Origin of the sequence: Candidatus Spongiihabitans sp. (genome assembly GCF_965247905.1) — a bacterium.
In the GTDB taxonomy this organism is placed as follows: Bacteria; Pseudomonadota; Gammaproteobacteria; order Arenicellales; family Poriferihabitantaceae; genus Spongiihabitans.
The window spans coordinates 2,004,604-2,027,835 of the sequence record NZ_OZ252047.1 but is presented as its reverse complement, the minus strand read 5'-3'; the positions used below and the strand labels follow the sequence as shown (position 1 = coordinate 2,027,835).

Below are 23,232 nucleotides of genomic sequence, written 5' to 3'. Positions count from 1 at the left end.
AAGGGTCGTCATTGCCCGGCCCATATTATTATTATTGGCCGGGCAATCCAGTTATTAAACCGTTCGGCGTAGCCGGACTCATTTGCGGCGAAGCCGCCGGTTTGTGTCTGGCAAAGCCGGATGCCAAAAGGAGTCACGCTACGCGTGACAGATATTTAACTGGATTCCCGCCTTCGGCGAGAATGACGGCCGGGAGGGCGGTTTTTTCCGCCTGCCGGCGAGGATGACAAATAAGTGAACACATACAATTGCCCGGCCCATATTATTATTGGCCGGGCAATCCAGTTATTAAACCGTTCGGCGTAGCCGGACTCATTTGCGGCGAAGCCGCCGGTTTGTGTCTGGCAAAGCCGGATGCCAAAAGGAGTCACGCTACGCGTGACAGATATTTAACTGGATTCCCGCCTTCGGCGAGAATGACGGCCGGGAGGGCGGTTTTTTCCGCCTGCCGGCGAGGATGACAAATAAGGGTCGTCATTGCCCGGCTCATATTATTATTATTGGCCGGGCAATCCAGTTATTAAACCGTTCGGCGTAGCCGAACTCATTTGCGGCGTAGCCGCCGGTTTGTGTCTGGCAAAGCCGGATGCCAAAAGGAGTCACGCTACGTGTGACAGATATTTAACTGGATTCCCGCCTTCGGCGAGAATGACGGCCGGGAGGGCGGTTTTTTCCGCCTGCCGGCGAGGATGACAAATAAGGGTCGTCATTGCCCGGCTCATATTATTATTATTGGCCGGGCAATCCAGTTATTAAACCGTTCGGCGTAGCCGAACTCATTTGCGGCGAAGCCGCCGGTTTGTGTCTGGCAAAGCCGGATGCCAAAAGGAGTCACGCTACGCGTGACAGATATTTAACTGGATCCCGCCTTCGGCGAGAATGACGGCAGGGAGGCGGTTTTTTCCGCCTGCCGGCGAGGATGACAAATAAGGGTCGTCATTGCCCGGCCCATATTATTATTGGCCGGGCAATCCAGTGGAATATGCCGTCCGGCGTAGCCAGACTCCTTTATAATACTTTGATTGTGTCTATCTTCAGCCAGGTTACTGGGCCGGATTGTGTCACTGGATGATATCACCGCAAACGGCCAGTAACGAATTAAACAGTAAAGTAAACAATGACTTTTAACGAAATTTATAATCGATCATGCGCAAACCCGCTGGCGTTTTGGGGGGAGGCCGCCGAGAATGTTTTTTGGTATAAAAAATGGGACACGGTTCTGGATGACTCCGATGCGCCGTTTTATAAATGGTTCAGCGGCGGCGAAACCAATGTGTGTCACAATGCGGTTGATTTGCACGTTGAGCAAGGGCGGGGGGAGCAAACGGCAATCATCCATGACAGCCCGCTTACCGGTAGCCAGCAGGAGATTACCTACGCCGACTTGAAGGCGCGTACCGCGCGATTTGCCGGCGCATTGCGCGAGTGCGGCGTGCAGCCGGGCGATCGGGTCATTCTCTACATGCCGATGATTCCTGAGGCCGTCATCGGCATGCTCGCCTGCGCCCGCATCGGCGCGGTGCATTGCGTGGTGTTTGGCGGATTTGCCGCTAACGAGTTGGCGGTGCGCATTGACGATTGCAAACCCAAAGTGATTGTTTGCGCCTCCTGCGGCATCGAACCCGGTTGCGTGATCGAATACAAGCCTTTGCTTGATAACGCCATTGACATCGCTGATCACAAGCCAGATCATTGTATTGTTTATCAGCGGCCGCAACTTCGCGCCGACCTGATCGACGGCCGTGACCTGGATTGGCAAGCAGCCGTTGACCAGGCAGCCGATGTCGACTGCGTGCCAGTCGCCGCCACCGACCCGCTGTATATTCTGTATACCTCAGGCACCACCGGCGCGCCCAAAGGCGTAATCCGAGATACCGGCGGCGGCATCGTCGCGCTGAAATGGAGCATGAAAAATATCTACAACGTCGAGCCCGGAGAGGTGTACTGGGCGGCCTCGGATGTGGGTTGGGTAGTGGGTCATTCGTATATCGTCTACGCGCCGCTATTCAATGGCTGCACCACTATATTATTTGAAGGCAAGCCGGTCGGCACGCCCGACCCCGGGGTATTCTGGCGCGTCATCTCGGAGCATAAAGTGAAAGTTTTGTTCACCGCGCCGACCGCGTTTCGCGCCATCAAGAAGGAAGACCCGAACGGCGAGTATATAAAAAAATACGACCTGTCCTGTTTGCAATCGCTGTTCCTGGCTGGCGAGCGCACCGATCCCGATACACTGAACTGGGCGCGCGACAAACTCGGCGTGGCGGTTATCGATCATTGGTGGCAAACTGAAACCGGTTGGGCGATCTGCGCCAACTGCCTCGGCATCGAGCGCCTGACGGTCAAGGACGGCTCGCCGACGCGGCCGGTTCCGGGCTGGCAGTTGCGCGCCTTGGACGATTCCGGCAACCAAGTCAAAACCGGCGACATCGGCGCGTTGGTGGCGAAACTGCCGTTGCCGCCAGGCACTTTCCCCGGCTTATGGAATGCGCGGCAGCGTCATTTTGATTCTTATCTAAAATCGTTTCCGGGTTATTACGAAACCGGCGATGCCGGTTATATCGACGAAGAGGGCTATGTCTTTGTCATGTCGCGCACCGACGATGTCATCAATGTTGCCGGGCATCGGCTATCTACCGGGGCCATAGAAGAGGTTCTGGCATCGCATCCTGAGGTGGCGGAATGTGCAGTGATGGGGGTCGCCGATGCACTCAAGGGCGAACTGCCGCTCGGTTGCTTGGTGTTGAATTCCGGCACCAATCGCGCGCCAGAAGAAATAATCAAGGAATCGATTCAACTGGTCAGAGAAAAAATTGGTCCCGTGGCTGCGTTTAAGTTGGCCGTTGTGGTGAAGCGACTTCCAAAAACACGCTCTGGAAAAATCCTGCGCGGCACCATGAAAAAAATCGCCGACAACGATCAGTGGAAAATACCGGCGACCATCGATGACCCCGCGATTCTTGACGAGATTACCGCAGCATTGCAATCTTTGGGGTATGCACAAAATTGATGCAAAAGGCGATTGGGAAATACATGATGGGGAAATACATGATGGGGAAATACATGATGGGGAAATACATGTTGTGGTTGAAGCATGAGGTGGCATTATGAGGCACGCCTTCATTATGAACGAGTTGGAGTCCGTCAAGGCGTGGAAAGACACGACCTATTTTCTGATGCTCGCTTGTGTTGAGCGCGGGCATCGGGTGGGTTATCTGAATCAACAATCCTTGCGGCTGAATCACAATCAAGTGCACGCCAATATAATCTGGGTGGATGTGCATGACGTGCATGATGACGACCATGACAAACCATTCACGATACTCGAATCGACCTCAATCAATCTGGGCGAAGTCGATGTGGTCTGGATTCGCACCGATCCGCCTTTCGACCGCAGATATTTTTATGCCACGCTGCTGCTGGACTATCTGCCTGAGCGTACTCGAGTGCTTAATCGACCCTCCGGTATTCGCAATTGGAATGAAAAATTGGCCGCCCTTCTTTACCCTGAATTCACGCCGAAAACCGTGGTTACCAATGATGTCGATGAAATCAAGGCACTGGCTGAGCGCCATCAACGAATAATCATAAAACCCATTGACGGGTACGGCGGCAAAGGCATTGTTTTTTATAATGCGGGAGACCGGGAGCAAGTGATTGTGGACGCAACCCACCAAGGTAGCCATTGGGTCATCGCGCAGGCGTATTTGCAGACCGCAGCGGAAGGGGATAAAAGAATCTTGTTGCTAAACGGCGAGCCTTTGGGCGGGATATTACGATTGCATGCGGAGGGCGCGGAGTTGAACAATCTGGATATGGGGGGCTCAGCGAATCCGGTCGAACTGGATCAGCGCGATTTGGAAATCTGTGCGGCGATGAAATATGGGTTTATCGACCAGGGCGTGTTTTTTGCGGGAATCGACATCATCGGTGGTATGCTTATCGAAGTTAATGTCACCAGCCCAACCGGATTGCAGGAGTTGTCCCAGTTTAATCAGACTGCCTACCATCATCAAATAATCGCTGCATTAGAATAGGTTCAAGATACTTTAAGCGGTCGATTTCGGATAGATTTCAGCAGATATTGACACCTATTTTCGTGGCGCATATTGAAGCGAAACTCACACTCTTTCAAAGGGGTCCGGCTACGCCGGAGACATATTTTAACTGGATTCCCGCCTGCGGCGAGAATGACAAATAAGGGTCGTCATTGCCCGGCCCATATTATTATTGGCCGGGCAATCCAGTGGAATATGCCGTCCGGCGTAGCCGGACTCATTTGCGGCGAAGCCGCCGGTTTGTGTCTGGCAAAGCCGGATGCCAAAAAGAGTCACGCTACGCGTGACAGATATTTAACTGGATTCCCGCCTTCGGCGAGAATGACGGGCTGGGGGGACAATGGTGAATCGGAAGGCGATGAGTTCTTTTGGGAAGACAATGGTAAATAAGTGTCACGCAAAGCGTGACACTAAAACGCGCTCTATTACCTATAATCCGTCATTGCCCGGCTTGTTCCGGGCAATCCAGTGCGAATATGCCGTCCGGCGTAGCCGGACTCCTTTGCGGCTAAGCCGCGCCTTCGACGAGAATGACGGCCGAGAGGGCGGTGCTAAAACACCGCTGGAAAGAAACAAAACGGGCAATGAATTAGTGAACACATACATGTCTGATTTAAGTATACAATCGGCTGGTCGCTGGGCCAGAGATGCTGGTGATTTGTGCGACTTTGCAAGCCTTGATATCAAGGCAAAACAGCCGTGGAATCGCCCTGAATTTATTCTCCGAAATTCGGCAACGAATGACATGCTTGTTTTCCATTTATAGAACAATTAGTTATGACCATTTCACTATGCCTTAAAGTATCTTGAACCTTAGAATAATATCTTTACTTGTCGTGAAATCATTAATCCTATCTTCTTTATCCGAATCCAAATCGGCATTGGAGCACTTTATCAATGATCATGCCAAAATTGAATCCATCGCGCAAGCCGCCGCGGTGTTAATCAAGACGCTGCAAAATGGAAATACCATTTATAGTTGCGGCAATGGCGGTTCGATGAGCGATGCCATGCATTTCGCCGAAGAACTAACCGGGCGATATAGAAAAAACAGAGCCGGGTTATCTGCCGCCGCAATCAGCGATGCGGGGCATTTATCTTGCGTCGCCAACGATTACGGTTACGAATTTGTGTTCTCGCGTTACCTCGAAGCACGCGCAAAAAAAGGAGACGCATTGGTCGCCATAAGCACCAGCGGCAAGAGCGCCAATGTCATTAAAGCGGCCGAATATGCCCTGGAAAATGACCTGTCCGTGATTAGTCTGACCGGTTCGGAAAATTCACCGCTGGGTAAAATTGCGAGCGTTGATATTCATACTGTTGACTATGAATTTGCAGATAAAATTCAAGAGCTGCATATAAAAATTCTGCACATTCTGATTGAGTTGATTGAAAGATCTTTTTTCCCGCAAAATTATCCTGATAATTAAGGCACGATACGACATGAATATAAGCTCAGAACCGAAGGCAAAGAAAACGCCGCAGCCTGCCAATCGATGAGCATCCCGGTCTCCGAAGCCGGTGCTACGCCGCTGAGTTTAATAACTGGATTGCCCGGCCAATAATAATATGGGCCGGGCAATGACAAATGATAGGCAATGGTGAATCGAGAGGACAAAGGCGAGTTGAGACGCCAAAAGTAAATAATTGTCACACGAAACGGGACTCCTTTTTCTCGTTTACTTTTGGCGTTTCAAAAAAATCATTCCCGCCCGATTTACCATTGTCTCCCCAACCCGTCATTCTCGCCGCAGGCGGGAATCCAGTTAAAATATGTCGTCCGGCGAAGCCGCGCAATAGCGGCGGATTTGCTGCCGGTAATGATAGCGGCTAACGCCGCGATAAAAGGAGTTCGGCTACGCCGAACGGTTTAATAACTGGATTGCCCGGCCAATAATAATATGGGCCGGGCAATGACAAATGATAGGCAATGGTGAATCGAGAGGACAAAGGCGAGTTGAGACGCCAATGGCACATTGAGAATAAGAAGTCCGGCTACGCTGGAGCACGTTTTAGTGTCACGCTTTGCATGACACTTATTTACCATTGTCCCCTCAGCCCGTCATTCTCGCCGCAGGCGGGAATCCAGTTAAAATATGTCGTCCGGCGAAGCCGCGCAATAGCGGCGGATTTGCTGCCGGTAATGATAGCGGCTAACGCCGCTGAGTTTAATAACTGGATTGCCCGGCCAATGGTAATAAGGGCCGGGCAATGACAAATTATAGGGCAATGGTGAATCGAGAGGACAAAGGCGAATTGAGACACCAAAAGTAAACGAGAAAAAAGTCCGACAACGCCAGCTGGGCAATAACCGCTACAATCCCTGATTATCAACCAACCGGAGTGCCAGATGTTATGGACTTATACACGACTTTGTCCACCTGTCGCGTGGGTGATACAATGCTTTCGCCAATCATCTTGCTGGATAACTTACCCGCGTGAGCAAAACCACACACAAACGCAACACCGACAAATGGGAATTCTGGATTGATCGCGGCGGCACATTTACCGATGTGGTCGCCCGCCGACCCAATGGTGAAGTCATCACCCACAAGTTGCTTTCGGAAAATCCCGAGCAATACCGCGATGCGGCGATTCAGGGCATCAAGGATATTCTGCGCCTGAACTCGGACCTGAATAACAATCAAACCCTGCCCGCGGAAACAATCGCAGCGGTAAAAATGGGCACCACCATCGCCACCAACGCGCTGCTCGAAAGGCAGGGCGAACCGACCTTGCTGGCCACCACCAAAGGGTTCAAGGATCAATTGCGAATCGGCTACCAAACCCGCCCCGACCTGTTCGCATTGCATGTTCGGTTACCGCAAATGCTGTATGGCGAGGTGCTGGAAATTGATGAGCGCATCGGCGCGCATGGCGAAATAATGTTGCCATTGGATGAGGCCGCGGCGCGGCGCGGCTTGCAGAACCATTTTGATAACGGACTGCGCGGCGTCGCCATCGTCTTAATGCACGGCTATCGCTATCACCAGCATGAGGCGCGACTGCAACGGCTCGCCCAACAAATCGGCTTCACCCAAATTTCAGTAAGTCATCAAGTCAGTCCGCTGATGAAACTGGTTTCCCGCGGCGACACCACCGTTGTCGATGCCTACCTTTCGCCAATTTTGCGCCGCTATGTCAATCAGGTTGCTGCAGAACTCAGCGGCTTGGGTGAGCACGGCGGCAAGTTGATGTTCATGCGCTCCAACGGCGGATTGACCGATGCCAAATTCTTTCAGGGCAAGGATGCTATTTTGTCCGGCCCGGCCGGCGGCGTGGTGGGCATGGCGCGGGTCTCGGAAGCGGCGGGATTTAACCGCGTCATTGGCTTTGATATGGGCGGCACCTCCACCGACGTCAGCCATTACAACGGCGAATTCGAGAAGGCGTTTGAGACCCAGGTCGCCGGCGTGCGGTTGCGCGCGCCGATGATGTTGATTCATACCGTGGCCGCCGGCGGCGGTTCGATATTGCATTTCGATGGCGCCCGGTTTCGCGTCGGTCCGGATTCAGCCGGCGCAAACCCGGGTCCATGTTGTTATCGCAACGGCGGGCCGCTGACGATCACCGATTGCAATGTCATGCTCGGGAAATTGCAACCGGAATTGTTCCCCAAGGTGTTCGGAGAAAACGCCGATCAAGCACTGGACAAAGACACGGTTTTGACAAGGTTCAGTGCGTTGGCCGAACAAATTGAGCGCGCGATCGGCGATCGGCGCAAGCCGCAAGCAGTGGCCGCCGGTTTTTTGGCGATTGCCGTGGAAAATATGGCAAATGCCATCAAGAAAATTTCAGTGCAGCGCGGCTACGATGTATCCGAATATACGTTGTGCTGCTTCGGCGGCGCAGGTGGTCAGCACGCCTGTTTGGTGGCCGATGCGTTGGCGATGAAACGAATTATTGTGCATCCATTGGCCGGGGTATTATCCGCGTATGGCATGGGGTTGGCGGATACCGTGGTCGATCGGCAGCAGGCGGTGGAGGCGGTTTTGACCGAAGCGACACTCGCCGAGTTGACGAAAAAGTTGGACGCGTTACAGCGCGAAGGCGTGGACGAGTTGCGGCGGCAAGGCGACGCCGCCACGGATGGTGACGGTACGACCCCAAGGAAGGGGGAGGTAGAACTGAGTCTGGAACAGAAGTCGAGAGCGACGCACGATGCCAAAGCCGAAGACGTCACGCGCGACACCACCGACGCCGTAGGGACAGGTCGCGACCTGTCCTTGCATTCGCACGACGCCAAAGCCGAGGACGGCGCCGAGTTGTCATTCAAGCGCCTGCTGCACGTCCGCTATCAGGGCTCGGATACGGCGTTAATCGTCGCCCACGGCCGACTTGATGAAGTAATCACCCGCTTTGAACAAGTGCATCAAATGCGCTTCGGATTTATTACCAAAGACAAGGCAATGATCGTGGAATCGATTCAAGTGGAGACGATTTCCGCGGCCAAGTCGTCGCGCATCGCGCCGACGCACGACGCCAAAGCCGATGCCGTAGGGACAGGTCGCGACCTGTCCTTGCTTTCGGGCGATACCAAAGCCGAGGCGGTCGTGAAAAATGCGCACGCAAAAGCCGCAGGTGCGCCCACGCCGGACGCGGTGCATCGCTGCTATATGGAAGATGAGTGGCGCGACACGCCGTTTTTTCACCGCGCATCGTTGCGCGCAGAGCACGAGATTGACGGTCCCGCGGTGGTGCTGGATCCGACCGCCACCATCGTGGTTGAGCCGGGCTGGTGCGCCACCTTGACGGAAGATAATAATCTGGTGTTAGAGCGATATCAGCAGCGAAAAGAAGTTAAGGCGATTGGCGCCGAAGTCGATCCGGTGATGCTGGAAATATTCAATAATTTATTCATGTCCATCGCCGAGCAGATGGGTTCGGTGCTGGAGAACACGGCGGCATCCGTGAACATCAAGGAAAGACTGGATTTTTCCTGCGCGATTTTCGATCCCTGCGGCGCTCTGGTCGCCAATGCCCCGCACATGCCGGTGCACCTCGGCTCTATGGGCGAGAGCATTAAAACGGTGATACGCGAACGCGGCGGCGATATTTCGCCGGGCGATGCGTATATCTTGAATGCGCCCTACAACGGCGGTACGCACTTGCCTGATGTGACCATCATCAAGCCGGTGTTTGTCGCCGGAAAGTTATTGTTTTATGTCGCCTCGCGCGGACACCACGCCGATATTGGCGGCAAGACTCCGGGCTCGGCCCCGGCGGATTCGACCAGCATAGAAGAAGAGGGCGTGGTCATTGATAACTTCAAATTGGTGGAGAACGGCCGTTTCCGCGAACGAGAAATCGATGCGCTGTTGCGCGGCGGTAAGTGGCCGGCGCGCAATCCGCAGATGAACATCGCCGACTTCAAGGCGCAACTGGCGGCGTGCGAAAAAGGCGCGCGCGAGTTGCTGGCGTTGACCGCGCACTACGGCGTAGCAACGGTGCACGCTTATATGAAACACGTCCAGGACAACGCCGAAGAATCGGTGCGCCGGGTTTTGGGCGTATTGGACGACGGCGAGTTCACCTACAAGATGGACGATGGCTGCCAGATTGCCGTATCCATAAAGGTCGATCGGCAGAATCGCAAAGCCATCATCGATTTCACCGGCACCAGCGCGCAGCATCCGGGAAATTTTAATGCGCCCGAGGCGGTGGTGCGGGCTGCCGTGCTGTATGTTTTTCGTTGTCTGGTCGCCGACAATATTCCGTTGAACGAAGGCTGCTTGAAACCGATGAAAATCATCATCCCGCCGCGCTCCATGATTAGCCCGCAATATCCGGCCGCGGTCATCGCCGGCAATGTTGAAACTTCTCAATATCTGGTGGATACCTTGTTTGGCGCGGTGCAAGCCGTAGCCGCATCGCAAGGCACCATGAACAATTTTATTTGGGGCAACGATGAGCATCAGTATTACGAAACGATATGCGGTGGCACCGGCGCGACGCCGGACGCGCCCGGCACCGATGCGGTACATTCACACATGACCAACTCACGCCTGACCGACCCGGAAGTATTGGAATGGCGCTTCCCGGTGATTTTGGAATCGTTCGCGATTCGCAAACATTCCGGCGGGCAAGGCAAGCATCGCGGCGGCGATGGCGTTATTCGCAAAGTGAAATTCCTCGAACCGATGACGGCAAATATAATTTCAGGCCATAGAAAAGTGCCGCCTTACGGTTTGAATGGCGGCGGCGCCGGCCAGACCGGACGCAACTATGTGGAACATGCGGACGGCACGGTGACCCGGTTATCCGCCACCGATCAAATTGAGCTAAAAGAAGGCGACGTGGTGGTGATCGAAACGCCGGGTGGCGGCGGTTGCAACTGAAGTGCATGGCGGGCGCCGCAATAACCGCTAGGCGTAATCCTCCTCACATTGCGTATAATTCTGAGGGTTCAAGATACTTTAAGCGGTCGATTTCGGATAGATTTTAGCAGATATTGACACCTATTTTCGTGGCGCATATTGAAGCGAGACTCACACTCTTTCAAAGGAGTCCGGCTACGCCGGACGACATATTTTAACTGGATTCCCGCCTGCGGCGAGAATGACGGCAGGGAGGATGCGTAGCCAAACTTTTTATTCTCGGTTACTTTTGATGTCTCAACTCGCCTTTGCCCTCTCGATTCACCATTGCCTATCATTTGTCATTGCCCGGCCCATATTATTATTGGCCGGGCAATCCAGTGGAATATGCCGTCCGGCGTAGCCGGACTCATTTATAGAACAATTAGTTATGACCATTTCACTATACCTTAAAGTATCTTGAACCATTCTGAGTATAATGCGTTTTAATTCTGGCCATGTTCCTAAATTTTGTCGATAATCCATACCGAGCATAATCTGGAGCGGACGCATGTCACATAATGGGCGCGCACGAGAATGTCATCTAAGAATGCGTCACCATTTGATATGGGTTATCGTTTTACTGTCGTGTTTATTTCCCCATTCCACTTTTGCCGACGAAAACAGCAAAATCGTGTTGCTTGCCACCACCACGAGCACGGAAAATTCTGGTTTGCTGGATTACATTTTGCCCTATATGGAAGCGGATACCGGATATATCGTTCGAACAATTTCAGCCGGCACCGGCAAGGCGCTTAGAATGGGGCAGGCCGGGGATGTCGATGTCATTTTGGTTCATGCCGAACAAAGCGAGTTGGCATTTGTGCAAGCAGGGCATGGCGTCAATCGTCGGCGGGTGATGTTTAATGATTTTGTGGTTGTCGGTCCCGCGGATGATCCCGCATCCATTGGTTATTCATCAAGTTTGAAAGCGGCATTTGAGCGGATAGCGTCCAGCTCGGCGTTATTTGTTTCCAGAGGGGACGATTCGGGAACCCACCAAAAGGAACTTGAAATTTGGCGATCCATTGGCAAACAACCTAATGAGAACGGGTATCGGGAGGTGGGTCAAGGCATGGGCAAGACGTTGCAAATCGCAGATGAACTGGGCGCCTATACATTGACTGACCGCGCAACCTGGATTTTTTCCGAGGAAAGATTATCGATGACCATCGTGTTTGCGGGCGGCCAGCAACTGCAAAACCAGTACAATGTCATCACCATAAACCCCGAACGGCATAAAATTAATTATCCAGGGGCAATGGCAGTCAGCGATTGGATAACCTCTGAAAAAGGGCAGCGACTCATCCGCTCATATCGCATTAAGGGACAACCGCTTTTCTATGCCAATGCAGATTGAGATGTCGCGCGGCGCAGGCGAATAATTGCTCCTCGGCAATTGCTCCTGCATTGCTCTAATAAGTTACGTCCATGTAACGATGCATTATTTGCACTTCCGCCGTCGGTGCGGTCGGCCGATTTTTGCTCCCGACAATATTGCCACGGATGGCATGTATGCCGCGGGCGCGGGACGCGCAGGAGCGGCAATCGGCACTTCCACCGTCCATGGACGGCAGGCAGATTTTTGTTCCCGACAAAATCTGCACTCCCACCATCCCTGGACGGTAGGCAGATTTTTGCTCCTGCAAAATCTGCACTCCCACCATCCCTGGACGGTAGGCAGATTTTTGCTCCTGCAAAATCTGCACTCCCACCATCCCTGGTGGTCGCGACCTGTTCCTACAACGCGCGATGCCGGGAAGGGGGATGGCATCTCCCTGCCCGTCATTCCCGCGCAAGCGGGAATCCAGTGAAACCATTCGTCCCCCGCTTCCGCGAGGGCAGGCCCGCGTAGCGGGACACAACACCCCAAAGCCCAGAGCGAGCACCGACCTCACAGCCGGGTAATGTAGCGGTTTCGCCGCGGGTGTTTGACTGGATTATCGGGTCAAGCCCGATAATGACGAGGGAGTGGTGGGAACGACGGACCGGGCGGCGGGTTCATTATCAGCGTAATGGACAGGTCGGCGAATAATTGCGCCTGCATTATTTGCACTTCCGCCGTCGGTGCGGTCGGCCGATTTTTGCTCCCGACAATATTGCCACGGATGGCATGTATGCCGCGGGCGCGGGACGCGCAGGAGCGGCAATCGGCACTCCCACCGTCCCTGGTGGTCGGCAAATAATTGTTCCCGACATTATTTGCACTTCCGCCATCCTTGGTGGTCGCGTCATTGCAGTAGTGATAAATATTCGGTGATCGCCTCGATATCGTGGTCGCTCAGATTAGCGACGATGGGTTTCATCTGCGCGGTTTGACCGTTGTTGCGCGCGCCGCTTTTAATATCTTGCAACTGGGTCATTAAATAACCCTTGTTTTGCCCGGCCAGTTTGGGCGTGTTGTCGTTGATTGGCTGTTTGCCTTCAACACCGTGGCAGGCAATACAGGCTTTGGACACGAATAACTGCGCGCCGTCTTGTGCCTGAGCCGTCATTCCGACCAATATTGTTGATGCCAGCGCCGCTGCGCCGAGAATGTTCATAGCATGTTTCATTTGGATATTCGTTCCTGTTGATTACAAATCGCGTTAGGCTGCGCCGTCGATATGCTTGCGTATAATATCGGCCATGCGCTCAGGATTCAATGCCGGCGGAAATAATGTCGCAAATTCACCGTTTCGGTCCATCAGGTAAATATAGGATGAATGTGAAATGATGGGATCGTTGTTCGGGTCGTTGCCGACTAATCTCGGTCGCTGTTTGTAATTTTGGTATGCCGCCTGCAACTGCTGCGGTTTTCCGGTCAAGCCAATAAAATTCGGATGAAATTTAGTCAACGCCGATTTCATCGCTGCGGGCGTGTCCCGCTCAGGATCCACGGTGATGACCAGCGGTGTCAGTTTGTTGACTGAATCCCCTAACAGCTCCAGCGCCTTGCCAATTCGCGACAACGAAATCGAGCACATGTTTTTGCAGTTGACATAGCCAAAAAACACCAGCATGTGCCGACCTTTATAGGTTTCGTTGGTGACCCATTTGCCGTGATGATCGATTAACTCGAAGTCACCACCCACCTTCAGGGGGAAGTCGGCGTTGCCGGGCAACTCGGACTGGTTGACAACGATGCCGTCATCAACCCCGCGGTCATCATGCGACCACGCCGCGACCAATACCGCCGCCGTGACCACCGCCATGACCCGGCTAATTGCCAAAATATTCAGCGTCTTTATCCAGCCCCAGCCCCAGATAACCATCACGCTCTATAATGGTTTTTATCCGCGCATCCTTTCGATACCAACGCTTCGCCTTGCGCGGTTTGGTGCCATTTTTTTCCGCCCAGGCGTTATGAAAACGGGTGGCTTTCGCCCATTTGCCGCCGACGGTTCGCATATTTTGCACCTGAAAAAAGCGCACATTGCGATTCTCGGTGAACAAGCCATCAACTTCAATTTCCTGACCGCAAAAGCCATAGAGCTCTTCGGCCGCGCCGGTGTACAAGGTTAGATTCTTGGCCACCAGAATCAATCCTTGATCGTTAGTTTGCAATCCAAGTTGCTTGGAACCGGCGCCACAATTATCCGGGCAGTCGCCGGTAAGTTGGCAGGCGATATCGACCACAGTGCCGGTGAATTTGGCTTTGACTTCGTTGCTGATGCCCCAACTTTTGGCCGCGTATGCGTTGCTGGATAAGCCGATGACAACAAAAATAAAAAGCGCCGCAATGGATAATGCGGCCCCAATAATTTTCATGCTAATTTTCATCATGTTGTTTTTCATCGGGGATGCGCCTCCGCGGGCAGGATGCCGATAATCTGATGAGTAAGATTGGTAACGCCTTTATCGTCCAGGACAGTGTCGATCATCAAATACTTGATGCCGTCCAGTTCATAGACCGAACCTTCAACGGTGATTTCATGACTCTGAATATCCATCAGTGATTGATTGGCGACGTTGGTGGTATCGTCGCCGATGCCCATGATCATATAAATCTGTCCGTCGCTTTTGTCCAGCAATCCGACCGGGATGCCCCCGGCGGCGCACCATACCGCGCAAACATGATGGGTAGTGCCGACCACGAAATCCGACCCGCCCATGATTTGCGAAACATAACACCAGGTATCCATGACCTCTCCGGTAATCGTTTTTCGTTCGGCTTGCGCGGCCAAGGCAACATTAAAAAACAGCAGCAGCAGAGCCATCGCGCCGGCGCGTGCCGCATTTCCACCAGTCAAAGCGTGCATATTATTCTCTCCAGTCGTTTGGTTTCTCGTTTAATTTCTCACTTGATTTCTCGTCGCCGACAATTTTGCATCGGCGATTTTGTATTATAGATACAGATAATACCAAATTTCAGACTACGGTGGCTTATAATAGTTCGACATCATGAATGAATTGCCGAAAACGATGCGCGGGGTGTGGTTGACCGGACACGGCGGTCTCGACAAGTTGGCAATACGGGATGATATTCCTGTGCCTGAGCCCGGCGCGGATGATGTCCTTATTCGTGTTGGCGCCGCCGCAGTCAATAATACAGATATTAACACCCGCACCGGATGGTACTCGAAAGGCGACGGCGCCAGTGGAGATGCCAGTTGGAGCGGCAAGGCGGTTCGCTTTCCCCTGATTCAAGGCGCTGATGTATGCGGTCGCATTGTGGCGGTCGGCGATAACGTCAGTAAAAACCGCTTGCATGAAAGAGTGTTGATTGAGCCGTGTCTCACAAAAGCGAATGGAAAAACACTGGCGTCACCCTGGTATTTGGGCTCAGACTGCAATGGCGGATTCTCGGAGTACACGGTCGTTGCTTGCGGTCATGCCTATCAGATCGAAAGCGCTCTCAGTGACGTTGAACTGGCCTCTTTTCCCTGCTCATACTCAACCGCTGAAAATCTGTTAACCCGAGCCGGGGTTGCTGCGAATGATACCGTTCTGGTCACGGGCGCATCCGGCGGTGTTGGCTCGGCTGTGGTGCAACTTGCAAAGGTTCGTCGAGCAAAGGTTATCGCCATCACCAGCCCGGCCAAGTCGGATAACGTGAAAAGTCTTGGCGCGGACAGAATATTGTTTAGGGAAGACAATGTCGTTCAGGCGCTTGGAAGCAACAGTGTCGACGTGGTCATTGACCTGGTTGCGGGCGAACAGTGGTCGGGACTGCTTGATGCGCTCAAGCCTTCAGGAAATTATGCAACAGCAGGTGCAATTGGGGGGCCGTTGGTAGAGCTTGATGTGCGGACGCTTTACTTAAAAGATCTAAGCCTGTTCGGTTGCACCGTGCTTGGAAAAGAGATTTTTTCCAATCTGGTTAGGCGTATAGAGCGAAATGATATTGCCGCCGTTGTAGCAATGACTTTTCCGCTCAGCCAGATTGCCGAGGCACAGAAGCGTTTTGTAGCGAAAAGCCATACCGGGAAAATTGTGCTTACGCTGGCCTGAGGATAGGCCATATCAAGCCAAAGATACCTGAACTTATGCAATACCAGTCTGTTCCAGCATGATAATGATACTGACGGGACTGCCAGCGGGCTTTAGCATCAAGGAGTTCAAGGCGGACTGTCTGGCCACCCCCATCTCGGAAGCGGGACTTTAGTCCCGCCATTTGCACTGGCTTGGCGAGGCTGAAGCCTCACTTCCGGCAATCATGCCCATCTCGGAAGCGGGACTTTAGTCCCGCCATTTGCACTGGCTTTGCGAGGCTGAAGCCTCACTTCCGGCTGCCTGATTTTATCGCATATGTGGTGAACCCGGACACTGTTGTCATTCTTCGATTAATCGTGTTATAGTTCCGCCATCATAACTTTCGGAGTGGCGGTTTCAGGTCATTGCGTCGGTTAATTTGCCGTCAGATTACCGTTTATGTGGATGGCGTTTATGTGGATGGCGTTTATGTCAAAAATAAACTATAATCCGTTTTGTTCTAAAAACACTATAAATAAACCTGCCAAGCATAATGACTGCTTGCGGGTTAAATAAAAAGGGTCTTAACTAGTTAAGACCCAATAAAAATTTAACTTGTAACCACCGGAGAACTTAAATGAAAGACAAAAAACCAATATCAGGCGAACTCGGATTTTCCGATCTCGATAGCCATCACCAGGCCCTGGTAGAGAAAATCCTGCGTAAAAAAAGGGGAGCGGGCGATTATTCCCGTCGCGATGCATTGAAATTAATGATGGCGACCGGAGTGACCGCCGCTACGGCGGGCAATTTGTTCGCTACGGGCGGACAAGCCATGGCCCAAACCCCGAAAAAAGGCGGCTCGGTCCGATTTGCTTCCAGCCTGCATGGCCCGGATGATCAGCTGGACCCATCTCTGTTCACGTCAACCATTGACTATGCGCGTGGCCGGACGACCTACAACAGCTTGGTTCAACATGCCGATGACCTGACGCCGCAACCGGAACTTGCCATTTCCTTTGAACCCAATGGCGATGCCACCGAATGGACCTTCAAACTTCGAAAAGATGTTACTTTCCATGACGGTTCGCCGTTTAGCGCCGATGACGTTGTTTGGTCGATGAATCGCCACCTTGGTGAAGACTCCACCTCGGTTATCAAGTCTGTTCTGGCTTCGGTTAAGGAGTGGAAAAAGACCGGTAGCCATGAATGTAAGGCAATCATGAATTCGCCAAATGCTGACTTGCCTATAGTGCTGGGTATTTTCCAAAACAAGATTGTCAAGAACGGAACTACCGGAGAAGGCAATGGCACCGGCCCTTTCACTTTGGAATCTTTCGATCCCGGCGTGAAATCGGTTCATAAACGTAACGAAAACTACTGGCGTGAAGGCGCCAACCTGGATGTCATCGAAATAACTGCGATAACTGATTCAGTGGCACGGGTCAATGCGTTGCTTGCCGGTGATGTTCAACTGATATCCACGGTGGATCCCAAGGCATTCAGGCAAATTGAAGAATCGGATGATGTGACCCTGCTGTCCACGCCTGCCGCATTGCAGGTGTCAATCTGCATTCTTAAAAATACCGAGCCTGGCAGTAATGATGATTTTGTCAAAGGCATGCAATACATCCAGGACCGCGAGCGCATCGTCAAAAGAATCCTGAAAGGCAAGGGTTCTCTGGGCAATGACACGCCTATTATGGCGGCACACGGCGCAGACTGGTGTTCCGAGCTGCCACAACGGGAATTCGACCCGGACAAAGCGAAATTCCATTTCGAAAAATCCGGCTTCAGTACTGCCGAAGTGTTTGTTGCGCCAGTCGCGCCGGGTATTGAAGAGGTCACCTTGCTGGCACAAGCCAATTGCGCGAAGATTGGCTTCGACCTAAAGATCAAGAAAGTGCCTACCGACGGCTACTGGGGCGCGGTGTGGATGAACGAGCCGTTGAACGTGGTGACCTGGAACATGCGGCCAACGGCCAATGTCCAAATGGCGATCCAGTTCGCTCCGGGTGCGGCCTGGAACGATACTTACTGGAATAATGAGCGTATGGGTGAGCTGTTAACTGCCTCATTGGCAGAAACAGATTCTGATAAACGCCATGCGATGTATTGTGAAATGCAAACCTTGATCCACGAGGGCAGTGGCATGGTTATCCCGGCATTTTCCAATATCAATGATGGTATTGCGAATAATGTTATGGGTGTACCCAAAGTGCCTCTGGGTCAATTAGGCGCCCTTGAGTGGCCTGAGTTTGCCTGGCTTGCCTAATCAATCATCCTGATAACTGATCGGCTAAAGGTCTGCATTTTTTTATAAGAATGCAGGCCTTATTTTTACAAAATAAGGATAAATCAAGTGAGTACACCAATGATTAGAGGATATTGCTTATGATGACTCAAATGGTTCTTCGAAGACTGGGAATCGGTTTTGCCACACTGATTGTGGTATCGATTATCGTATTTATTGGCACCAGCATTCTGCCCGGTGACGTCGCGCAAATAATCCTGGGACAAAGCGCAACACCAGAAACGCTGGCAGCACTGCGTGCCCAATTGGGCATGGATCAACCCCTGTATGTCCAGTACTTTTCCTGGCTCGGTAATATGATGACCGGTGATTTGGGTATCTCCAAAGCAGGCGGCGCAACCATTTCCAGTTTGATCGATGGTCGTTTGGGTAATACCATGATGATGGCGGGATTCGTTTCAGGAATTGCTATTCCCGTATCCGTTGTTTTGGGATTGTGGGCGGCGATGCATCCCGGCACCTGGCTTGATCGCACCATCACGTTTTGCACGTTAAGCACGATTTCGGTACCCGAATTTTTCATCGCGACTATATTGGTATTGATTCTGGCAGTTGAATTGCACTGGCTGCCGTCAACCGCCTACTTGACGGGAGACGAAACGTTCCTACAGTTGCTACGCGCCTTGGCAATGCCCTTGATTACCCTGGTTATTGTGGTATCCGCACAGATGATACGAATGACCAGGGCCGGGATATTGAATGTAATGAGCTCGCCTTATATCGAGATGGCGATTTTAAAAGGTGTGCCAAGACGACGAATTATTCTTCGGCATGCCTTGTTCAACGCTATCGGACCGATCGTAAATGTAATCGCTTTGAACTTGGCGTATCTGGTCAGCGGCGTGGTTATCGTTGAAACCATCTTTGCGTATCCGGGACTCGCTAAACTGATGATAGATGGCGTGCAGACCCGGGACTTGCCCCTGGTGCAGGCTTGCGCGATGATATTTTGCGCTACTTACGTACTGCTGATTTTAGTGGCAGACGTGGCATCCATTCTTTCCAATCCCCGTCTAAGGCAACCGAAATAGGCATCCAACAGGTATGAATTATGTCTGAAGATAATAAAACAAAAGAACAAGAGGTAATCGCGAAACTCGACGCGTTTGCCGAGTTACCCGATGCACCGCCAAAGCGAAGATTAAAACTTTCCTGGACTGGTAAAATCGCTGTCGGAATCGTTGTATTCTGGATGGTCATTGTTGTTATTGGCCCCTATATCGCGCCTTTCCATGAAATGGATATGGACGGCGATGACGGCTTTTTGGACGCCCATAGCAACGAATACGGCAACTTTTATTTAGGCACTGATTACTTGGGCAGGGATACACTTTCAAGGATTGCCTTTGGAGCAAGAAATACCATTGGAATTTCAATTGTTGCCACGCTATTGGCTTATTGTATTGGCATAACGCTGGGTATTGCCGCCGCGGTAAAAGGCGGTTGGACCGATATGATAATCAGCCGTGTGAACGATTCAATCCTGTCATTACCCGCTATCATGCTTGGTTTGATTGCCATCGCAGCACTGGGTTCTTCCATACCGATACTGATCAGCATCGCCGCGATTATTTATGCGACCAGCGTGTTTCGGATAGCGCGCGCGCTGGGGCAGGATATTATGGTGCAGGATTTTGTCGAGGCGGCGCAGGCGCGCGGCGAAGGTTTGTGGTGGATTATTAAATCAGAAGTGCTGCCCAATGCGGCCATGCCGTTGGCCACCGATTTTGGTCTGCGACTGGTGTTTGTGGTGCTGTTCATTTCCAGCCTGAGTTTTCTCGGACTGGGGGTGCAGCCGCCGGCCTCTGACTGGGGCAGTATGGTACGCGAAAACCTGCAAGGCTTGGTCTATGGATCCTACGCCGCAATATGGCCGGCACTTGCGATTGCGACCTTTACCATCGCGATCAACTTGATCGTGGATGACATTTCCGCCAAGGCCGGCGGTAGTCTCGCTAAAAAAATGGTGTAGAACGATGGCTAAAGAAAAATTATTCGAAGTAAAAGATCTTAGAATTAGCGCCTATAACGATGAAAAGGTGGAAATACCCATTGTCAAGGGTGTTACGTTTGATATTCACGAAGGTGAAGTGGTTGCTTTGATCGGAGAATCCGGTTCCGGTAAAACTACAATATCCCTGGCGGCGTTGGCTTATACAAAACCGGGGTTGCACTTCACCGGCGGCGAAGTTCTGCTGAGAGGCAAGGATGTATTGACCATGGCTCCTCTGGAACAGCGGGCGCTTCGCGGCGCAAACGTGGCCTATCTGGCACAAAGCGCGGCAGCCACTTTTAATCCGGCAATTACCATTGGCGAACAAGTCACCGAATCGGCGGTGTTGCATGGCGTGTTAAACCAGGCGGAAGCAACCAAACGCGCAGAGGCATTATATCACGCCCTTGAACTGCCCGATCCAAACAGGATTGGCTATCGTTATCCGCACCAAGTGTCTGGCGGTCAGTTGCAGCGGCTGATGGCTGCCATGGCGTTGTGCGGCAAACCGGATTTGATGGTCCTGGACGAGCCCACCACAGCACTGGATGTCACCACCCAGATTGAAGTCTTGAAAGCCTTCAAGAAGGTTATCAAGGAAGAAAATGCCGCCGCTATTTATGTGACCCACGATCTGGCGGTGGTTGCCCAGATAGCGGATTACATTGTCGTGTTATACAGCGGCGAGATCATGGAGCAGGGCCCGGTGGAACAGATTATCAACCATCCGTCGCATGCCTATACCAAACGCTTGATGGATGCGGTTCGCCCAACCCCCACTGCTGGTATGGGCGTTCAGGTGGGTGATGAACATGATCGTGATGTTCCGGCCATTGAAATGGAACACCTGACTGCCGGGTATGGCGGGATTGTCGATGGCGAACCGATAGCGACGATTTTGCGCGATGTCTCGGTAAAAGTTGAAAACGGCCATGTTGTCGGCGTCATCGGCGAATCAGGTTGCGGTAAATCCACCATGGCCAGGGTCATGGCTGGTTTACTGCCTCAGGCGAAAGGGCATGTGCGGCTCGAAGGAAAAGAGCTGAACGGCAGTCTGAACGACCGCAAACTGGATGAGTTGCAAAAAGTCCAGTTTGTGTTCCAGATGGCCGACACCGCGCTCAATCCCAAACAGGTCATTGGCGATATTATCGGCCGACCATTGGAATTTTATCATGGCATCAAAGGCAAGAAAAAACACGCCAAGGTTGCCGAAATTCTTGAAATGGTTGAACTGCCAGCAGAATTTGCCAGCCGCTACCCGATGGAATTATCCGGCGGACAAAAGCAACGAATTAATATGGCTCGTTCGCTGGCGGCAAATCCCGAGGTGATGTTGTGTGACGAGGTAACCTCGGCGTTGGATAGTATTGTTGGCGCCAATGTGATTAAACTACTGACTGCATTGCGTGACAAAACCGGCGTTTCATTCGTGTTTATCAGCCACGATTTATCCACGGTCGGCTCTTTCGCGGATGAAATTGTGGTGCTGTATGCCGGTCGCGTGGTCGAACAGGGACCAACAGACGAAGTGCTGTCACCACCGTATCATCCATACACGCGATTGTTGATCAGTTCGGTGCCTGAGCTACGCATTGGCTGGCTTGAAGATACCATGCAAAAACGCGAAATGGCGGCGGGTATTGCGCGCGGTGTTGAAATCACTAAAATCGGTTGCCCGTTTTTCAATCGTTGCCCGATGGCCATTGAGAACACCTGCGATGTCAAAGACGCGCCCATCCGTGAGTTGAAGGATGGTCACCAGATTGCCTGTCATCTGAGCATCGATCAACTGAACGAATCCGAGGCGAACACGCAACAAATTCTGCATGGATATGAGAAGATTGGCAAGGATAAACCGCTGGAAACAGGATGAATTCGGCTTATTAGAGATGAAAATTATGAGAAAAAATTTGGCTTTAACCGCAATGGGCGTACAAAATCCCGAACAAATCGCGCGATTTGCGATTTACATGACCGACCGTACCGACATTCTTCGAATTGTCTACGATCGCAAAAAAGGCTCGATTCTGCCGGTCAGCAAAAAGTTCAGGTTTGCGCAAATTAAAAAATCAACCATGGTGGATAGCGGCACGCGGCGCACCGAAGTGCTGTATGAAAGCGCGCCCGAGTTCAGGAATGCGGTTGCGGAGTTGGAGCAACTCATGGATGCGCGCGAGGATTCCCATCATGTCAGTCAACTGATTGCCGAAGAGGTGCACGCGCTGGAAGAGGATGTCGCTTCGCGAATTGATTATATTAAATCGTTGGTAGAGAAACTTTAGCGCGCATCCGATTTTCCGCATTCAGATATTCCTCAGGCAGATTTTCCGCATTCAGATTTTCCGCAGGCGGCTTTGCCTCAGATTTTTCTATTGCGGCGAAATCCCAAAGAGCGACTTTGCCTTGCGCGCCGCAAGTGGCTTTCGATGTCGTCATCAGCGTCGCTCATCCACGATAACAAAAAACATCCACGGCTAAAACATGGCTAAAATTCTTGCATTCGCAGGCAGTTCGCGCACCGATTCGTTTAATAGAAAATTAATCGCCATCGCCGCGCAGGGCGCTCAGGAAGCCGGCGCCGAGGTAACGTTGATTGACTTGCGCGACTACCCCATGCCGATCTTCGATCAGGACTATGAGGCGGAACAGGGCATGCCGGATCATGCGCGACAGTTCAAGCGCCATTTAATGCGCAGCGACGGCGTGTTAATTTCGTCGCCGGAATATAACAGCGGCTATAGCGGGCTGTTGAAAAACTGCATCGACTGGGCCTCAAGATCCGAAGCGCCGGACGAAAAACCATTGGTCGCATTCGGCGGCAAATGCGTTGCGCTGATGTCCGCATCGCCGAGTGGGCTCGGTGGCATCAGAGGGTTGGTATCCTTGAGAATGTTGTTGGGCAATTTGGGCATGACCGTATTGCCCGGTCAAGTGGCGGTGTCAAACGCAATGAACGCCTTCAACGAGGCCGGGCAGTTAGCGGATGAAAAACAGCAGCGCGCCATTATGAATTTGGGAATCAACCTGACCGCAACCTTGAACAAGTTGAACGGCTGATACAGCAGCAACCAGGTCGGCAGCGTTTTTCGTGCATGTCCATGCTCATGCCCATGC

Annotated in this window: 30 protein-coding genes; 19 read left to right on the top strand and 11 right to left on the bottom strand. The window is 52.2% G+C overall.

Going from position 1 to position 23,232, the window contains the following annotated elements; translation table 11 throughout:
- Positions 1–11: 11 nt before the first annotated feature.
- The 8 genes from ACP158_RS10470 to ACP158_RS10435 all read left to right on the top strand — a co-directional run bounded on the left by ACP158_RS10470 (position 12) and on the right by ACP158_RS10435 (position 4,448).
- Positions 12–227 (top strand): hypothetical protein, encoded by a 216-nt coding sequence (locus ACP158_RS10470; protein WP_424946075.1) that lies wholly within the window; start codon positions 12–14, stop codon positions 225–227.
- 21 nt (positions 228–248) lie between these two features.
- Positions 249–461 carry a hypothetical protein gene (locus tag ACP158_RS10465; RefSeq protein ID WP_424946074.1) on the top strand — a complete coding sequence of 71 codons (213 nt, stop codon included), beginning with the start codon at positions 249–251 and terminating at the stop codon, positions 459–461.
- A 16-nt stretch (positions 462–477) separates the two neighbouring features.
- On the top strand, positions 478–693 hold the full coding sequence (locus ACP158_RS10460; protein WP_424946073.1) for a hypothetical protein: 216 nt from the start codon (positions 478–480) through the stop codon (positions 691–693).
- Positions 694–709: 16 nt separating this feature from the next.
- The gene (locus ACP158_RS10455) at positions 710–883 is read left to right on the top strand and encodes a hypothetical protein (protein WP_424946072.1); all 174 of its coding nucleotides are present in this window, start codon (positions 710–712) and stop codon (positions 881–883) included.
- Between the two features lie 36 nt (positions 884–919).
- Positions 920–1,072: a hypothetical protein gene (locus ACP158_RS10450; RefSeq protein ID WP_424946071.1), complete on the top strand. Its 153-nt coding sequence runs from the start codon at positions 920–922 to the stop codon at positions 1,070–1,072.
- A 45-nt stretch (positions 1,073–1,117) separates the two neighbouring features.
- Positions 1,118–3,010: a propionyl-CoA synthetase gene (locus ACP158_RS10445; RefSeq protein ID WP_424946070.1), complete on the top strand. Its 1,893-nt coding sequence runs from the start codon at positions 1,118–1,120 to the stop codon at positions 3,008–3,010.
- A 97-nt stretch (positions 3,011–3,107) separates the two neighbouring features.
- Complete coding sequence (gene gshB / locus ACP158_RS10440) at positions 3,108–4,037, top strand: glutathione synthase (RefSeq protein ID WP_424946069.1); 930 nt, start codon at positions 3,108–3,110, stop codon at positions 4,035–4,037.
- A gap of 153 nt (positions 4,038–4,190) precedes the next feature.
- Positions 4,191–4,448, top strand: coding sequence for a hypothetical protein (locus tag ACP158_RS10435; RefSeq protein WP_424946068.1), 258 nt, complete (start codon positions 4,191–4,193; stop codon positions 4,446–4,448).
- A gap of 223 nt (positions 4,449–4,671) precedes the next feature.
- On the opposite strand, the gene ACP158_RS10430 is transcribed toward ACP158_RS10435, so the two are convergent.
- Positions 4,672–4,818: a hypothetical protein gene (locus ACP158_RS10430; RefSeq protein WP_424946067.1), complete on the bottom strand. Its 147-nt coding sequence runs from the start codon at positions 4,816–4,818 to the stop codon at positions 4,672–4,674.
- 76 nt (positions 4,819–4,894) lie between these two features.
- Between ACP158_RS10430 and ACP158_RS10425 the strand changes: the two genes are divergently transcribed.
- Entirely contained in the window at positions 4,895–5,488 is a 594-nt protein-coding gene (locus ACP158_RS10425; protein WP_424946066.1) for a D-sedoheptulose-7-phosphate isomerase, read from the top strand.
- On the opposite strand, the gene ACP158_RS10420 is transcribed toward ACP158_RS10425, so the two are convergent.
- The 4 genes from ACP158_RS10420 to ACP158_RS10405 all read right to left on the bottom strand — a co-directional run bounded on the left by ACP158_RS10420 (position 5,485) and on the right by ACP158_RS10405 (position 6,323).
- A complete protein-coding gene (locus ACP158_RS10420) occupies positions 5,485–5,640 on the bottom strand; it encodes a hypothetical protein (RefSeq protein ID WP_424946065.1) in 156 nt (51 codons plus the stop codon). The genes ACP158_RS10425 and ACP158_RS10420 overlap by 4 nt on opposite strands.
- Before the next feature lie 68 nt (positions 5,641–5,708).
- Positions 5,709–5,855 (bottom strand): hypothetical protein, encoded by a 147-nt coding sequence (locus ACP158_RS10415; protein ID WP_424946064.1) that lies wholly within the window; start codon positions 5,853–5,855, stop codon positions 5,709–5,711.
- A 73-nt stretch (positions 5,856–5,928) separates the two neighbouring features.
- Complete coding sequence (locus ACP158_RS10410; protein WP_424946063.1) at positions 5,929–6,105, bottom strand: hypothetical protein; 177 nt, start codon at positions 6,103–6,105, stop codon at positions 5,929–5,931.
- Positions 6,099–6,323: a hypothetical protein gene (locus tag ACP158_RS10405; protein ID WP_424946062.1), complete on the bottom strand. Its 225-nt coding sequence runs from the start codon at positions 6,321–6,323 to the stop codon at positions 6,099–6,101. The genes ACP158_RS10410 and ACP158_RS10405 overlap by 7 nt, the downstream gene beginning before the upstream one ends.
- A 173-nt stretch (positions 6,324–6,496) precedes the next feature.
- Between ACP158_RS10405 and ACP158_RS10400 the strand changes: the two genes are divergently transcribed.
- From ACP158_RS10400 to ACP158_RS10390, 3 genes are all read left to right on the top strand, one after another.
- Entirely contained in the window at positions 6,497–10,396 is a 3,900-nt protein-coding gene (locus ACP158_RS10400) for a hydantoinase B/oxoprolinase family protein (RefSeq protein ID WP_424946061.1), read from the top strand.
- A gap of 306 nt (positions 10,397–10,702) precedes the next feature.
- Positions 10,703–10,828: a hypothetical protein gene (locus tag ACP158_RS10395; protein ID WP_424946060.1), complete on the top strand. Its 126-nt coding sequence runs from the start codon at positions 10,703–10,705 to the stop codon at positions 10,826–10,828.
- A gap of 136 nt (positions 10,829–10,964) precedes the next feature.
- The gene (locus tag ACP158_RS10390; RefSeq protein WP_424946059.1) at positions 10,965–11,774 is read left to right on the top strand and encodes a substrate-binding domain-containing protein; all 810 of its coding nucleotides are present in this window, start codon (positions 10,965–10,967) and stop codon (positions 11,772–11,774) included.
- Positions 11,775–11,829: 55 nt separating this feature from the next.
- On the opposite strand, the gene ACP158_RS10385 is transcribed toward ACP158_RS10390, so the two are convergent.
- The 5 genes from ACP158_RS10385 to ACP158_RS10365 all read right to left on the bottom strand — a co-directional run bounded on the left by ACP158_RS10385 (position 11,830) and on the right by ACP158_RS10365 (position 14,655).
- The gene (locus ACP158_RS10385) at positions 11,830–12,234 is read right to left on the bottom strand and encodes a hypothetical protein (RefSeq protein WP_424946058.1); all 405 of its coding nucleotides are present in this window, start codon (positions 12,232–12,234) and stop codon (positions 11,830–11,832) included.
- Positions 12,235–12,645: 411 nt separating this feature from the next.
- On the bottom strand, positions 12,646–12,969 hold the full coding sequence (locus ACP158_RS10380; protein ID WP_424946057.1) for a c-type cytochrome: 324 nt from the start codon (positions 12,967–12,969) through the stop codon (positions 12,646–12,648).
- A gap of 33 nt (positions 12,970–13,002) precedes the next feature.
- Complete coding sequence (locus ACP158_RS10375) at positions 13,003–13,668, bottom strand: SCO family protein (RefSeq protein WP_424946056.1); 666 nt, start codon at positions 13,666–13,668, stop codon at positions 13,003–13,005.
- Positions 13,616–14,191: a hypothetical protein gene (locus ACP158_RS10370; protein ID WP_424946055.1), complete on the bottom strand. Its 576-nt coding sequence runs from the start codon at positions 14,189–14,191 to the stop codon at positions 13,616–13,618. Before ACP158_RS10370 ends, ACP158_RS10375 begins: the two co-directional genes overlap by 53 nt.
- Positions 14,188–14,655 carry a hypothetical protein gene (locus ACP158_RS10365; RefSeq protein ID WP_424946054.1) on the bottom strand — a complete coding sequence of 156 codons (468 nt, stop codon included), beginning with the start codon at positions 14,653–14,655 and terminating at the stop codon, positions 14,188–14,190. The genes ACP158_RS10370 and ACP158_RS10365 overlap by 4 nt, the downstream gene beginning before the upstream one ends.
- A gap of 142 nt (positions 14,656–14,797) precedes the next feature.
- Here ACP158_RS10365 and ACP158_RS10360 point away from each other — a divergent pair, with 142 nt between their 5' ends.
- The 6 genes from ACP158_RS10360 to ACP158_RS10335 all read left to right on the top strand — a co-directional run bounded on the left by ACP158_RS10360 (position 14,798) and on the right by ACP158_RS10335 (position 22,400).
- Positions 14,798–15,847: an alcohol dehydrogenase family protein gene (locus ACP158_RS10360; protein WP_424946053.1), complete on the top strand. Its 1,050-nt coding sequence runs from the start codon at positions 14,798–14,800 to the stop codon at positions 15,845–15,847.
- Positions 15,848–16,445: 598 nt separating this feature from the next.
- On the top strand, positions 16,446–18,083 hold the full coding sequence (locus ACP158_RS10355) for an ABC transporter substrate-binding protein (protein WP_424946052.1): 1,638 nt from the start codon (positions 16,446–16,448) through the stop codon (positions 18,081–18,083).
- Positions 18,084–18,202: 119 nt separating this feature from the next.
- The gene (locus tag ACP158_RS10350; RefSeq protein WP_424946051.1) at positions 18,203–19,153 is read left to right on the top strand and encodes an ABC transporter permease; all 951 of its coding nucleotides are present in this window, start codon (positions 18,203–18,205) and stop codon (positions 19,151–19,153) included.
- A gap of 20 nt (positions 19,154–19,173) precedes the next feature.
- Positions 19,174–20,094 (top strand): ABC transporter permease, encoded by a 921-nt coding sequence (locus ACP158_RS10345; RefSeq protein WP_424946050.1) that lies wholly within the window; start codon positions 19,174–19,176, stop codon positions 20,092–20,094.
- Positions 20,095–20,098: 4 nt separating this feature from the next.
- Positions 20,099–21,991 (top strand): ABC transporter ATP-binding protein, encoded by a 1,893-nt coding sequence (locus ACP158_RS10340; RefSeq protein ID WP_424946049.1) that lies wholly within the window; start codon positions 20,099–20,101, stop codon positions 21,989–21,991.
- 37 nt (positions 21,992–22,028) lie between these two features.
- Positions 22,029–22,400, top strand: coding sequence for a DUF3461 family protein (locus ACP158_RS10335; RefSeq protein WP_424946048.1), 372 nt, complete (start codon positions 22,029–22,031; stop codon positions 22,398–22,400).
- On the opposite strand, the gene ACP158_RS10330 is transcribed toward ACP158_RS10335, so the two are convergent.
- Positions 22,375–22,554, bottom strand: a complete 180-nt coding sequence (locus tag ACP158_RS10330; protein ID WP_424946047.1) for a hypothetical protein — start codon at positions 22,552–22,554, stop codon at positions 22,375–22,377. The genes ACP158_RS10335 and ACP158_RS10330 overlap by 26 nt on opposite strands.
- 45 nt (positions 22,555–22,599) lie before the next feature.
- Here ACP158_RS10330 and ACP158_RS10325 point away from each other — a divergent pair, with 45 nt between their 5' ends.
- The gene (locus ACP158_RS10325; RefSeq protein WP_424946046.1) at positions 22,600–23,175 is read left to right on the top strand and encodes an NADPH-dependent FMN reductase; all 576 of its coding nucleotides are present in this window, start codon (positions 22,600–22,602) and stop codon (positions 23,173–23,175) included.
- Positions 23,176–23,232 lie beyond the last annotated feature (57 nt).